Source organism: Roseovarius sp. B08, assembly GCF_051417955.1.
Lineage (GTDB): Bacteria > Pseudomonadota > Alphaproteobacteria > Rhodobacterales > Rhodobacteraceae > Roseovarius.
Map to the genome: position 1 here is coordinate 1,895,109 of NZ_JBPRLW010000001.1, position 12,853 is coordinate 1,907,961.

Below are 12,853 nucleotides of genomic sequence, written 5' to 3' on the forward strand. Positions count from 1 at the left end.
CGCGACACTGGCTGAAAGCGAACGGATGTCACTGAACCATATTCGTCCCTGGCGCAACATCTACCGTCGAACAAGCCGCCGGATCATGGTGGGCGACGTCCCCGTCGGGGGCGACGCGCCGATCAGCGTGCAGACGATGACCAACACGGCGACAACGGACATCCCCGGCACGATCGCGCAGGTGCAGGCCGCCGCGGATGCGGGGGCCGATATCGTGCGCGTGTCCGTGCCGGACGAGGATTCGGCCCGCGCGTTGAAGGAAATCGTGCGCGAAAGCCCGGTGCCGATCGTGGCGGACATTCATTTCCACTATCGCCGCGGTATCGAGGCGGCGGAGGCGGGCGCGGCCTGCCTGCGCATCAACCCCGGCAATATCGGCAGTCAGGACCGCGTGCGCGAGGTCATTCGCGCGGCGCGGGACCACGGCTGTTCGATGCGTATCGGCGTGAACGCCGGCTCGCTGGAAAAGCACCTGCTGGAGAAATACGGGGAACCGACGCCCGAGGCGATGGTGGAATCCGGGCTGGACCATATCAAGGTTCTGGAAGACAACGACTTTCACGAGTTCAAGATCAGCTGCAAAGCGTCGGACGTCTTCATGGCCGCCGCCGCCTATCAGGCCTTGGCGGAGGCGACGGACGCGCCCATCCACCTTGGCATTACAGAGGCGGGGGGCTGACCTCGGGCACGATCAAGAGCGCCATCGGTCTTGGCAACCTTCTGTGGATGGGCATCGGCGACACGATCCGCGTCAGCCTGTCCGCCGATCCGGTCGAGGAGGTCAAGGTCGGCTACGAGATCCTGAAGTCGCTGGGCCTGCGGCATCGCGGGGTCAATATCATTTCATGCCCCAGCTGCGCGCGGCAGGGATTTGACGTGATCAAGACGGTGGAAACGCTGGAAGAGCGGTTGGAGCACATCAAGACGCCGATGAGCCTGAGCATCATCGGATGCGTGGTCAACGGGCCGGGCGAGGCGCTTATGACCGACGTCGGTTTCACCGGCGGCGGCGCGGGCAGCGGCATGGTCTATCTGGCTGGCAAGGCGAGCCACAAGATGTCCAACGACCAGATGATCAAGCATATCGTCGAGGAGGTCGAGAAGAAGGCCGCCGAACTGGAAGCCGCCGAGGCGAAAGACACGCAAGCCGCGGAATAAGCTTTGTTTCAGCGGCTTGCGCGGGGGACTTCGCGCGGTTACCCGCCGTTGCGGATATCCTCGGCGATCAGTTCCATTTCTTCCTGCGGGACATAGCCGCGCAGCATCTGGTTCTCCATCACGAAGGACGGCGTGCCGGAAATCTGAAGGGCACGGCCAAGGGCGTGGTTTTCCTCGATCACTGCGGACACATCCGCACTGCCCATTTTAGCGATGATCTCGTCGACCGGGAGGTCCAGGGGTTCGGCGATCCGGCGCAGCGCCGGTTCGGTGATGTCACCGGAATAGGCGATGAGTGCCTCGCTGACGGAGTGATAGGCCTCGTCCCCGGCGACCTGCCGCGTGGCGATGGCAAAGCGCGAGGCCGTCACCGATTGTTCGCCAAGGATCGGAAACTCCTTGAGAATGAAGCGGATGTTGCCGTCCTCTTCCAGCAGGTTCGTCACCTCGGGGTGGGCGCGTTTGCAGTAGCCGCAGCGGTAGTCGATGAACTCGACCAAAGTGATATCGCCCTCGGGATTGCCGCCGACCCACGAGGTTTCGTCGTTGAAGAGCGCCTCGGAATTGGCCGCGACAAGATCCTGGTCGTTCTGCGCCTGCGCCTCGGCCTCGCGCTGTTCCAGGACCGAGACGGCCTCCATGATCACTTCGGGGTTTTCCAGAAGATAGGCGCGAACCTCTTCGCGAAAGGCGGCGCGTTCCGCGTCGGACATCGCGTCGAGGTCGAGCGCGTTGAGGGGCAGGGCGCACGCCAGGGTCAGGGCGGTTGCTGAGACAAGGGGGCGGATCATCCGGGGCTCTCCTGTACGTAAGACGTGGCATGTGTCGGGTTTCGCGGAGGCGACGTCAAGGCGATAGAGGCCCGATCCCCGGATCGTGATGAACGGGCGCGGAGGCCCTTGGGGTTCCGGACGTACCGTAAGAGCGGCAAAAACCGGGCTGTGGGAATCGCCGTGGCTGGTGTAAGGTGGCGTTCAACAAGACCGATGAAAGCGGCAGAGCAGTATGATCCGGGTATTTCTGGCTTTGATGATGTGCCTTTGGGCGATGGGGGCGACCGCGCAGTCCTTTGGCGGGCTGGCGCGTGTCGACATGGAGGGATCGCGCCTGGCGGATACGCGTCAGGGGCTGGTGCTGGAACTTGCGCTGAGCCAGGGCGTGCCGTGGCGGGTGTTCACGCTGGATGCGCCAGAGCGGCTGGTGGTGGATTTCCGCGAAGTGGACTGGCGCGGCGTAGACGGCGCGCTTCTGGACATGGCGGAACGGGCGCAGGAGGTGCGCGTGGGCTCGTTTCAGCCCGGCTGGTCGCGCATGGTCGTGGCGCTTGCGGGGCCCTATGCCATCGAGGGTGCGGATATGGCGCTGAACGCGGAAACCGGCACCGCACGGCTGGTGATCGAGATGGAGGGCGTTTCGGCAGAGGCGTTTGCGGCGGCCTCGGGCGCGCCGGACCTGCCGGGGTGGGACCTGCGCAAGGCCTCTGGTCTGGAGCGGCCGGAGAAGGATGCGGACAAACCCTTTACCGTGGTGATCGACCCGGGCCATGGCGGGATCGACCCAGGCGCCGAGAAGGACGGGCTGGCCGAGAAGGATCTGATGCTGGCGCTGGCGCGGGAGATGAAGGATGTCCTTTTGCGCGACGCCGATATCCGGGTGGTTCTGACGCGCGAGGATGACATTTTCGTCTCGCTTGAGCGGCGAGTGGCCATCGCGCACCAGGTCGATGCGGACCTGTTTTTGTCGCTGCACGCCGATGCGCTGAGCGAGGGGCGGGCGCATGGGGCGACCGTCTATACCCTGTCCGACAGCGCCTCCGACAAGGCATCCGAGGCGCTGGCCGAGCGGCATGACCGGGCCGACCTGCTGGCCGGGATCGACCTGACCGGCTCGGATGACGTGGTTGCCGACGTGCTGATGGACCTGGCGCGGCTGGAAACGCACCCCCGCGCAAGCCAACTTGCCAAGGCGATCCAGCTGGGGATTCGGGAAAACGGCCTGCCGCTGAATTCGCGGCCCATGCGGATGGCCGGATTCTCGGTGCTGAAGTCGCCGGATATCCCATCGGTGCTGCTGGAGGTGGGCTTTCTCAGTTCCGACCGCGACCGCGCGAACATCGCCGACAAGGCCTGGCGGGACCGGATGGCGCAGGCGGTCAGCGATGCGGTCGTCGCCTGGCGGCTGGCCGATGCGGCCAATGCCGAACTGGTGCGGCAATGAGACGCCTACGGCCGCCCCGCGCGGGAATGTGTTTTGACGTGCTTTGCGGCCACGCATATATGAGGGCGACTGTAAAAGGACCTTTCCATTGCTGAGACCCATCACCACCTTCCTTGGCACCATCTTCAGCCTCGTGACGCTTGTCGTCGTGGTGATCGCGCTGTCTATCGGTGCGGTGTTTCACATCTATGGCAAGGACCTTCCGAGCCACGAGAGCCTGGCGAACTACACGCCCCCGACGATCAGCCGGATCTATTCGGGCGAGGGGCGCATCATCGACGAGTTCAGCCGCGAGCGGCGGCTGTTCACCCCGGCCGAGGACATTCCCGACCTGGTGAAGCAGGCGTTCATCTCGGCCGAGGACAAGAATTTCTACAGCCACGCGGGCTATGACGCGCGCGGCATCGCGGCGGCGGTCGTCGAGGCGGTGCGGTCGCGTGGGCGCAACGTGCGCGGCGCGTCGACCATCACCCAGCAGGTGATGAAGAACTTCCTGCTGTCCGGCGACCGGCGGATCGAGCGCAAGATCAAGGAGATCATCCTTGCCACGCGCATCGAGGAGACGCTGAGCAAGGAAGATATCCTCGAGCTTTACATGAACGAGATCTTCCTGGGCCAGAACTCCTATGGCGTGACCGCGGCGGCGCAGACCTATTTCAACAAGCCCCTGCGCGAATTGGCGCCCCACGAGGCGGCGTTTCTTGCCTCCATGCCGAAGGCACCTTCCGATTATCATCCGGTGCGCGAAAGCGAGCGGCTGCTGACCCGTCGCAATTTCGTGCTCAAGGAAATGTACGAGAACGGCTACATCGACGAGGCGCGCTACGAGAGCGAGGTGGAGCAGCCGCTGAGATCGGTGCAGAACGGCGATTTCGAGCCGTTTTCGGCGCAATTGCCGCCCCGCGACTATTTCACCGACGAGATCCGCCGGCAGTTGAGCCAGAATTTCGGCGAGGGCGAATTCTTTTCGGGCGGGCTGGCCGTGCGGGCCACGATCGACCGCGAATTGCAGGGTATCGCGGCCGAAGCCCTGCGCGAACAGCTGGAAGCCTATGATCGTGGCACGGGACGGTGGCGCGGCACGGGCAAGACCCTGCCGGAAGAGGCACTGGAAAGCGAAGAGGCCTGGCGTGCCGCGCTGGCCGATACGAAGGTGGCCCGCGATATCAAGCTGGACGGCACATGGTACCCCGCCGTGATCCTGGAGATCGGGGACCAGCAGATGCGTCTGGGCATCGAAGGCGTCGAGGAAACCGAGGCCGAGCCGCACGTGGTTCCGCGCGACGATATCGCGTGGCTGCCCGGCAACTTTCAGGAGACGTTCGAGCGCGGCGAGGTGGTGCATGTGCGCCGCATGACGGCCGACAGCGACGGCAGCTTCATCCGCTGGACGCTGCGGCAGGTTCCGCAAGTGCAGGGCGGCTTTGTGGCGATGGACGTGAATACCGGCCGCGTGCTGGCGATGCAGGGCGGGTTTTCCTATCAGCATTCGGTGTTCAACCGCGCCACGCAGGCCAAGCGGCAGCCGGGCTCGAGCTTCAAGCCGTTCGTTTACGCCGCGGCGCTGGACAGCGGGTATACACCAGCGACGATCGTCGTGGACGCGCCGATCGAGATCAACACGCCGCAGGGTCTGTGGCGGCCGAAGAACTCGTCGAACAAGTTCTACGGGCCCACGCCGCTGCGGACCGGCATCGAGCAGTCGCGGAACCTGATGACGATCCGGCTGGCCGAAGAGGTCGGTATGGAGACGGTGGCAAGCTATGCCGAGAAATTCGGTGTGTACGACGACATGAAGCCGTTCCTGGCAAACGCGTTGGGGTCCGAGGAGACCACGCTGTATAAGATGGTGGCGGCCTATTCGATGTTCGCCAATGGCGGCGAGCGGGTGCAGCCGACGCTGGTGGACCGGGTGCAGGACCGGTATGGCCGGACCGTCTATCGCCACGATGCGCGCGACTGCACCGATTGCAACGATCCCGGTATTCCGCGGTCGCGCAGCCCGCGGATCGTATCGAACCGCGAACGGGTGATGGACCCGGTCACGGCCTATCAGCTGACGTCGATGATGCAGGGTGTGGTCGACCGTGGTACGGCGCGTGGAGCGATCAACCTGCCGGTGCCGATCGCGGGCAAGACCGGCACAACCAACGATGCGCGCGACGTCTGGTTCGTGGGTTTCTCATCGACCATCGCGGCGGGGTGCTACATCGGCTACGACCAGCCGCGCGGCATGGGCCGGGGCGCCTATGGCTCGTCCATGTGCGGCCCGGTCTTCCAGGCGTTCATGGAAAAGGCGATCGAGAAATACGGTGGCACGGATTTCAAGGTGCCCGAGGGCTGCGATTTCATCAATATCGACCGTTACTCCGGGTCGCGCCTGCCCGACGGGGCATCGGGGTCCAACGTGGTTTCGGAATGTTTCCGCGAGGGCGAAGACCCGCTCTTTGGTATCATGTTCGACGGCGGCTATGCGATGGGCGGGGATTTCGACCTGTTCCAGGCCGGCGAGACCGAACAGGTGCGCGAGGTCACGACCTCGACCGGGGACAAGGCGCAGGTCGGGCAGAAATCCAGCTTCGGCAACATGAGCTCGGGCGGCCTGTACTGACGGGCCGGCCAGCGCGCGCGTGATCTTGTCCGCGGCGAAGGGCCTTGATATCACCAAGCCCTGAGCAGACCCAAGGACATCGCCAAAATGCGCGCCGAGATACAGACACTTGTTTCAGAGATCGAAACCTCGCTGGAGCTTTTGCGCCAGCGGATGGGGTGGGAGACCGCGCAGCACCGGCTGGAGGAGTTCAACGCCCGCGTCGAGGACCCCAACCTGTGGGACGACCCGGCCAAGGCGCAGGCGCTGATGCGCGAGCGCCAGGCGCTGGTGGACGCCATCGAGACGCACGATTCCATCAAGGCGGAGTTGGAGGACAACACCGGCCTGATCGAGCTGGGCGAAATGGAGGACGACAAGGATGTCGTGGCAGAGGCCGAGGAGAGCCTCAGGCGGCTGGGCAAGAAGGCTGCCGCGAAGGAGCTGGAGGCGCTCTTGAACGGCGAGGCCGACAGCAACGACACCTTTCTGGAGATCAACGCCGGCGCGGGCGGTACCGAAAGCTGTGACTGGGCCAACATGCTGGCGCGGATGTATGTGCGGTGGGCCGAGCAGCATGGCTATAGCGTCGAACTGCAATCCGAGACGCCGGGCGACGAGGCCGGGATCAAGTCGGCGGCCTACAAGATCAGCGGGCACAACGCCTATGGCTGGCTGAAGTCGGAATCGGGCGTACACCGGCTGGTGCGCATCTCGCCCTACGATTCGGCGGCCAAGCGGCACACGTCTTTCAGCTCGGTCTGGGTCTACCCGGTGGTCGACGACAATATCGAGATTGAGGTGAACCCGAACGACATCCGCATCGACACATACCGCAGTTCCGGCGCGGGTGGGCAGCACGTGAACAAGACAGACTCGGCGGTGCGGATCACGCACCATCCCACGGGGATCGTCGTGACCAGCTCGGAGAAGTCGCAGCACCAGAACCGCGATATCGCCATGAAGGCGCTGAAATCGCGGCTGTACCAACTGGAGCTGGACAAGCGGAACGCCGATATCAACGCCGCGCACGAGGCCAAGGGCGACGCGGGGTGGGGCAACCAGATCCGATCCTACGTCCTGCAACCTTACCAGATGGTCAAGGACCTGCGGACCGGACATGAGACCAGCGACACCAAGGGTGTTCTCGACGGTGATCTTGATCCGTTCATGGCCGCCACCCTAGCGCTGGACGTGTCGGGCAAGTCGCGGGCCGAGGCGCAGGAAGATTAGATCCTGCCCTGCGGCGCGAGGTGTCACTTCAGCGGGTCGTGGCCCCAGTTCATCAGCGAGTAGCGCCATTTCGAGCTTTCGACGTCACTGTCGGGACCGCCCTGTGCCAGGTGGCGCTTGATGTAGCCGGTCACCTTGGCCATGTGCGACCAGTCCGCATCCGAGAGATCATCCTTGTTGGTATGCAGGATGGTATTGATGCGGCGACCGGACTGGTGGCCGGTGCTTTCACCGGAGTCGCTGTCTCCGACTTCGCGGGATTCTTCCGTTTCCAGCCAATCCTCGAGCTCCTTGGGAGCCATGTTGACGAGGTCGCGCCATTCGTCCCAGACCTCTTCGCGGGATTTCGATGTGGTCAAGGGGTTGTCTCCTCGATGTGGTTTCAGTCATAACCGTCCGGTCGTGAAATGGTTTCATGCCGGAAAGGAGGCGCAATGCGGGATGTTCCGGACCGGACCGCGCGCGCGCTGGCGAGGGGCATCGCAACGGGCTTCGTGGTGACGCTGGCCGCAAGTGGCTTGCGCGCGCAGGAAGACGCGCCCGGTGAGCTTCTGGCGAACCATGGCTGCGTGGTTGGCCCGAAGGACGTCATGGCCGCTGACGGTGCGCCGCAGAACCGGCTTGATGAACTGAGCGCCTATGCCGAAGCCGCGCTGGAGGCACGTGAGGCCGAGCGGCAGGGCGATTGGATCGTTCTTGGGGCGGAGATCTGCACCATCCTTCCGCCGGAAATCGAAAGCACCTACGACATCGAAAGCCCTCTTGTTCAGCGTCATGTCAGTGGCGTCGACGCGAACGCGGAGGTCGGGGAACACGGGTGCTTCATCGCCAGCGAAGGCATTCAGAACGATCTGGTCGCGCTGGAGGGGTTGAGCCCCGATGCGGCGGCCGTCGCCTATCTCGAGATGATCGCGCAGGGCGTACGCAGCGGGCGCGTGACGTTCTTTTCCGATGATCCGCTGCGCACACCGTCCGGGTTTCAGGCGCTGACCGGCGCCTGCGCGGAGGTTCCCCAGATCGAGGCGATCCGGCGTAGCCAGACCCTGATGCTGGAGCATTTCGATACGATCGTGCGAGAGAACGCGAAACGGGTGACCTGCGCACCGAACGCCAATCCGGTCACGATAGAAGTTGCGCAGGTCCTGTCGAATGCCACCGAGGGGGAATCGGTGAACCAGTGGACGATGATGGAGGTCCTGCTGCTTTCCATCGGGGCGGGCTGGATCGAGGGGGTCACGGCCACGCAGCGCGGTACACCTCGACCGCCGATCTGCTCCCATGTCGAGTGACGCGGTCTCAGTGGGTGCCGCCGAACAGGCGCGTCTCATGCGCGACGGGCGCCTGAGCTGCGAAGCGCTGATGGAGGCTACGCTGGACAGGATCGCGGCGGTCAACGGTGCGCTGAATGCGGTGGTGTCTATGCGCGGCGCGCAAGAGCTTCTGGCCGAGGCGCGGGAAGCGGACAGGTCGGAGCCCGCGGGCCCGCTGCACGGAGTGCCGATCGCGATCAAGGACCTTGCCGACGCGAAGGGTCTGCCGACCAGCCAAGGCTCGCCGGCCTTTGCGGGCCGTATCGCGGCTGCGGACAGCCCGCATGTGGCGGCGCTGCGCCAAGCCGGGGCGATCGTCATCGGCAAGACCAACACGCCCGAATTCGGCTTGGGCAGTCATACCTACAACCCCGTCCACGGGGTCACCGCGAACCCGTATGATCTGTCGCGCAGTTGCGGTGGCTCGTCGGGCGGGGCCGCCGTCGCGCTGGCGGCCGGGATGCTGTCGATTGCCGACGGCTCGGACATGATGGGCAGCCTGCGCAACCCGGTGGGGTGGAACAACGTCTACGGGATGCGCCCGAGCTGGGGCAGGGTGCCGGGCGGGGCGGACGGTGACGTATTCCTGCACCGGTTGTCCACGAATGGCCCGATGGCCCGGTGTCCTGTCGATCTGGCGCTGTTGCTCGACGTGATGAGCCCGCCGCGGACGGGGGGCTGCCGGGGCCGGCATTCGCACCTGTCGGTGCGTTGGATGGCGACGCCGCCGGACTGCGTGTGGCGTGGCTGGCCGACTGGGATGCGGCCTTGGCGATGGAAGATGGCATACTGAGCGTGTGCGAGGCGGCGCTGGACGTATTTGGCCGGATCGGGTGCGCCGTGGATCGCCCCGGAGCGCCGTTCAGCCGCGATGCGCTCTGGTACGCCTGGACCGCGTTGCGCAGTTGGAGCATCGCCGCGGACCTGTCGGAGATGTACGAGGATGACGTCCTGCGCGGCCATCTAAAGCCCGAGGCGATCTGGGAGGTCGAGCGGGGCCGGGCCCTGTCGGCGCTTGACGTCCACGCCGCCAGCTGCGTGCGCTCGGACTGGCTGCGGGCGGCTGATGCGTTTTTCGGGAACTTCGACGTGCTGGCGCTTCCCACCGCGCAGGTCTGGCCCTTCGACAAGACCCTGGACTGGCCGAAGAGCATCGCCGGTACGTCGATGGACACCTATCACCGGTGGATGGAGGTGGTGATTCCCGCCAGCCTTCTGGGCCTGCCCGCCGTGGCCGTCCCTGCGGGTTTCGGGGCGCAGGGGCTGCCGATGGGCTTGCAGCTGATCGGGCGGCATGGCGATGACGCGATGCTGCTGAACCTGGCCGAGGCGTATCACCGCGAAACCCGTTGGCCCGGGGCGCGCCCGCCGGCGCTGTGACGGGGCGGGGCAAGATAGGGCTTTGTCGGGGTCCGTCGGGGCGGTAAGCTAATCAGCCAAGGGAGGACGCGATGGCAGAAAGCGAGAGGCCGGCGCAACCCCTCGGCGTTCCGCCGTTGGGAGATGTCACCTGGGACATGCTGAGCACGGCACTTGGCCGGGGTTGGCAGGACATGCGGCGCGCGCCGGGCTTCGCGGTACTGTTCGCGGGTGTCTATGTCGTGGTCGGGTGGTTCATGATCTGGGTCACCTGGGCGACGGGACAGACCTACTGGCTGGTCTTCGCGGCGGTCGGTTTTCCCTTGATCGGTCCCTTCGCCGCGGTCGGGCTTTACGAGGTCAGCCGCCGGCTGGAAGAGGCCGATCCGCTGAACGCCTCGGCGGTCTTGGGGGTGATCTTTGACCAAAGACACCGGCAACTGCCGTCGATCTGCGCGGTCGTGATCGTGGTTTTCCTGTTCTGGTTCTTCCTGGCGCACATGATCTTTGCCCTTTTCCTTGGCTTTTCGACCATGACCAACGTGTCCACGTCCTATGACATCTATCTCACGCGCGAGGGGCTGACGATGCTGGCCGTCGGGGGCGCGGTGGGGGCCTGCTTTGCGCTGCTGCTCTATTCCATGACGGTGATTGCCCTGCCGCTGCTGCTGGACCGGGAGATCGATTTCGTGACCGCGATGATCACCAGTATCCAGACGGTGGCAGGCCACCCCGGCCCGATGCTGGGATGGGCCGCACTGGTCGCGACCCTGACCTTTGCCGCGCTGGTGCCGGCGTTTCTGGGGCTGTTCGTGGTACTGCCGCTCTTGGGGCACGGGACGTGGCATCTTTACCGGCAGATCGTGGCCGCCGGAGCGGAAACCGCGGATGCCGATTTCGGCAAGGATCGGGACGGTGCGACCGCGACCTGACCTCAGGCTTTTTCCTCGGTCTTGGCCTGGTTCCAGAGCGCGTCCATTTCTGACAGGTCGGACTGGTGCGGTGTCTTGCCCCTGTCGGCCAGCAACGCCTCGATCCGCTCGAACCGGCGGGTGAACTTGGCGTTGGCGCGGCGCAGGGCCTGTTCGGGGTCGACCTGCATGTGCCGGGCGAGGTTGGCCATGACAAACAGCAGATCGCCGAATTCCTCCTCGACCTCGTCCGGGCCGAGCGTTTCGGCGGCCTCTTGCAGCTCGTGGGCTTCCTCGGTGATCTTGTCGAGCACGTGCGAGGCATCGGGCCAGTCGAAGCCCACCCGCGCCGCGCGTTTCTGAAGCTTGACCGCGCGCATGAGGGCGGGAAGGCCGACCGCGACGCCATCCAGAACGCCGGTCTGGGCCTTGGCGGCGCGCTCGGCCGCCTTGACGGTTTCCCAGTCGTGGGTCTGTTGCTCAGCGGACTTGTCGCGGCTCTCGTCGCCAAAGACATGCGGGTGGCGGGCGACCATCTTGTCGGCGATGCCGTTTGCCACGTCGTCGAAGTCGAACAATCCCTTGTCGTCGGCAATCTGGGCGTGGAACACGGCCTGCAACAGCAGGTCCCCAAGCTCGTCGCGCAGTTCGGACCACTGGCCGCGCTCGATGGCGTCGGCGACCTCAAAGGCTTCCTCGATGGTGTAGGGCGCGATGGTGCCGAAATCCTGTTCGATGTCCCACGGGCAACCCGTTTCGGGATCGCGGAGTGCGCGCATGATCGCGCGCAGCCGGGGCATCCCGCCCTTTGGGTCGTGGATCAGGTCATCGGGCATTGCACCCTCCTTCGTTCTGGCGTTGAGTGGACCCTGACCGCAGAGCAAACGGGAGTCCAGACGCTTGGCCATCATCAACCGGATCGCGGGATTTGCCGAGGACATGACCGTGTGGCGCAGGCATTTGCACCAGCGGCCAGAGCTTGGGTTCGACTGTCATCAGACCGCGGCTTTCGTGGTGGAGCGGTTGCGGGAGTTCGGGATCAGCGAGATCGAGACCGGCATTGCGCAAAGTGGCGTCGTCGCGGTGATCGAGGGGCATGGGCCGGGGCCGACCATCGGGCTGCGCGCGGACATGGATGCGTTGCCCATCGAGGAGACGACCGGCGTGCCCTACGCCTCGCAGACGCAGGGGGCGATGCATGCCTGCGGACATGACGGGCATACGACGATGCTGCTGGGCGCGGCGCGGTACCTGGCCGAGACGCGCAACTTCAAAGGCCGTGTCGCGCTGATCTTTCAGCCCAGCGAGGAGGCGGGGCCGGGCGGCGGGCGCATCATGGTCGAGGACGGCATCATGGAGCGGTTCGGGATCGAACAGGTCTATGCGCTGCACACCATGCCGGGCGATGCCGAAGGGCGGTTCGCAACCACGCCGGGGCCGATCATGGCGGCGGTGGACACGTTCCATATCGACATCACCGGGCAGGGCGGGCACGGCGCCTTTCCGCATCACACGCGCGATCCGGTCGTGGCGGCGGCGGGGATGGTGCAGGCGATCCAGACGATCGTCAGCCGCAACCATCACGCGCTGCAGGATCTGGTCGTTTCGGTGACGCAGATCCACACCGGCAGCGCCGAGAATATCGTGCCCGAGACGGCCTATGTGAACGGCACGATCCGGACCTTTGCCCCGGACGTGCAGCGGATGGTGCATACGCGGTTGCAAGAGATCATCGCGGGGCAGGCGGCCTCTTATGGGGTCGAGGCGGCCCTGCGGATCGAGGTGGGGTATCCGGCGACGGTGAACCATGCCGACCAGACGGCGTTTGCCGCCGAAGTGGCGGGCGAGGTGTCGGGTGCCGACATGGTGCAGACCGACCGGCAGCGCGAGATGGGGGCCGAGGATTTCGCGTTCATGCTGAACGCGCGGCCGGGAGCCTATCTATTCCTGGGACAGGGCGAGGGGCCGGCGCTGCATCATCCAGGTTTCGATTTCAACGACGCGGTGGCGCCGGTCGGCGCGTCGTTTTTTGCCCGGCTGGTGGAGCGGGCGCAGCCGCTGAACGGATAACGAGG

11 protein-coding genes and 1 pseudogene are annotated in these 12,853 nt (G+C 65.2%); 9 read left to right on the forward strand and 3 right to left on the reverse strand.

Features of this window, described 5'->3' with window-relative positions:
• The first annotated feature begins 25 nt into the window (after positions 1 to 25).
• Positions 26 to 1,158, forward strand: a pseudogene (gene ispG, locus ACSQ76_RS09650) (flavodoxin-dependent (E)-4-hydroxy-3-methylbut-2-enyl-diphosphate synthase).
• A gap of 38 nt (positions 1,159 to 1,196) precedes the next feature.
• Here the strand turns inward: ispG and ACSQ76_RS09655 are convergent.
• The gene (locus tag ACSQ76_RS09655; protein ID WP_437156408.1) at positions 1,197 to 1,949 is read right to left on the reverse strand and encodes a DsbA family protein; all 753 of its coding nucleotides are present in this window, start codon (positions 1,947 to 1,949) and stop codon (positions 1,197 to 1,199) included.
• 214 nt (positions 1,950 to 2,163) lie between these two features.
• Here ACSQ76_RS09655 and ACSQ76_RS09660 point away from each other — a divergent pair, with 214 nt between their 5' ends.
• From ACSQ76_RS09660 to prfB, 3 genes are all read left to right on the forward strand, one after another.
• Entirely contained in the window at positions 2,164 to 3,375 is a 1,212-nt protein-coding gene (locus ACSQ76_RS09660; protein WP_437156409.1) for an N-acetylmuramoyl-L-alanine amidase, read from the forward strand.
• An 88-nt stretch (positions 3,376 to 3,463) separates the two neighbouring features.
• Positions 3,464 to 5,986 carry a penicillin-binding protein 1A gene (locus ACSQ76_RS09665; protein ID WP_437156410.1) on the forward strand — a complete coding sequence of 841 codons (2,523 nt, stop codon included), beginning with the start codon at positions 3,464 to 3,466 and terminating at the stop codon, positions 5,984 to 5,986.
• 87 nt (positions 5,987 to 6,073) lie between these two features.
• Positions 6,074 to 7,198: a peptide chain release factor 2 gene (gene prfB, locus ACSQ76_RS09670; protein ID WP_437156411.1), complete on the forward strand. Its 1,125-nt coding sequence runs from the start codon at positions 6,074 to 6,076 to the stop codon at positions 7,196 to 7,198.
• A 23-nt stretch (positions 7,199 to 7,221) separates the two neighbouring features.
• Here prfB and ACSQ76_RS09675 read toward each other — a convergent pair whose 3' ends face one another.
• A complete protein-coding gene (locus tag ACSQ76_RS09675) occupies positions 7,222 to 7,557 on the reverse strand; it encodes a DUF3140 domain-containing protein (RefSeq protein WP_437156412.1) in 336 nt (111 codons plus the stop codon).
• Between the two features lie 75 nt (positions 7,558 to 7,632).
• Here ACSQ76_RS09675 and ACSQ76_RS09680 point away from each other — a divergent pair, with 75 nt between their 5' ends.
• The 4 genes from ACSQ76_RS09680 (at position 7,633) to ACSQ76_RS09695 (ending at position 10,799) form a co-directional block, all read left to right on the forward strand.
• Positions 7,633 to 8,487, forward strand: coding sequence for a hypothetical protein (locus ACSQ76_RS09680; RefSeq protein ID WP_437156413.1), 855 nt, complete (start codon positions 7,633 to 7,635; stop codon positions 8,485 to 8,487).
• 37 nt (positions 8,488 to 8,524) lie between these two features.
• A complete protein-coding gene (locus ACSQ76_RS09685; protein WP_437156414.1) occupies positions 8,525 to 9,301 on the forward strand; it encodes an amidase family protein in 777 nt (258 codons plus the stop codon).
• Positions 9,283 to 9,888 carry an amidase family protein gene (locus tag ACSQ76_RS09690; RefSeq protein ID WP_437156415.1) on the forward strand — a complete coding sequence of 202 codons (606 nt, stop codon included), beginning with the start codon at positions 9,283 to 9,285 and terminating at the stop codon, positions 9,886 to 9,888. Before ACSQ76_RS09685 ends, ACSQ76_RS09690 begins: the two co-directional genes overlap by 19 nt.
• A 71-nt stretch (positions 9,889 to 9,959) precedes the next feature.
• Entirely contained in the window at positions 9,960 to 10,799 is an 840-nt protein-coding gene (locus tag ACSQ76_RS09695; protein ID WP_437156416.1) for a DUF2189 domain-containing protein, read from the forward strand.
• Between the two features lie 2 nt (positions 10,800 to 10,801).
• Here the strand turns inward: ACSQ76_RS09695 and mazG are convergent, their stop codons facing one another.
• Entirely contained in the window at positions 10,802 to 11,614 is an 813-nt protein-coding gene (mazG, locus tag ACSQ76_RS09700; protein ID WP_437156417.1) for a nucleoside triphosphate pyrophosphohydrolase, read from the reverse strand.
• A 64-nt stretch (positions 11,615 to 11,678) separates the two neighbouring features.
• On the opposite strand from mazG, the gene ACSQ76_RS09705 reads away from it, so the two are divergent.
• The gene (locus tag ACSQ76_RS09705; RefSeq protein WP_437156418.1) at positions 11,679 to 12,848 is read left to right on the forward strand and encodes a M20 aminoacylase family protein; all 1,170 of its coding nucleotides are present in this window, start codon (positions 11,679 to 11,681) and stop codon (positions 12,846 to 12,848) included.
• Positions 12,849 to 12,853: the final 5 nt, after the last annotated feature.

Excerpts from the sequence above, each read along its gene's own strand:
- ACSQ76_RS09695 (WP_437156416.1), top strand. The coding sequence starts at position 9,960 with ATGGCAGAAAGCGAGAGGCCGGCGCAACCCCTCGGCGTTCCGCCGTTG.
- ACSQ76_RS09660 (WP_437156409.1), top strand. The coding sequence starts at position 2,164 with ATGATCCGGGTATTTCTGGCTTTGATGATGTGCCTTTGGGCGATGGGG.
- ACSQ76_RS09655 (WP_437156408.1), bottom strand. The coding sequence starts at position 1,949 with ATGATCCGCCCCCTTGTCTCAGCAACCGCCCTGACCCTGGCGTGCGCC.
- ACSQ76_RS09680 (WP_437156413.1), top strand. The coding sequence starts at position 7,633 with ATGCGGGATGTTCCGGACCGGACCGCGCGCGCGCTGGCGAGGGGCATC.
- ACSQ76_RS09685 (WP_437156414.1), top strand. The coding sequence starts at position 8,525 with ATGCGCGACGGGCGCCTGAGCTGCGAAGCGCTGATGGAGGCTACGCTG.
- mazG (WP_437156417.1), bottom strand. The coding sequence starts at position 11,614 with ATGCCCGATGACCTGATCCACGACCCAAAGGGCGGGATGCCCCGGCTG.
- ACSQ76_RS09690 (WP_437156415.1), top strand. The coding sequence starts at position 9,283 with ATGGAAGATGGCATACTGAGCGTGTGCGAGGCGGCGCTGGACGTATTT.
- prfB (WP_437156411.1), top strand. The coding sequence starts at position 6,074 with ATGCGCGCCGAGATACAGACACTTGTTTCAGAGATCGAAACCTCGCTG.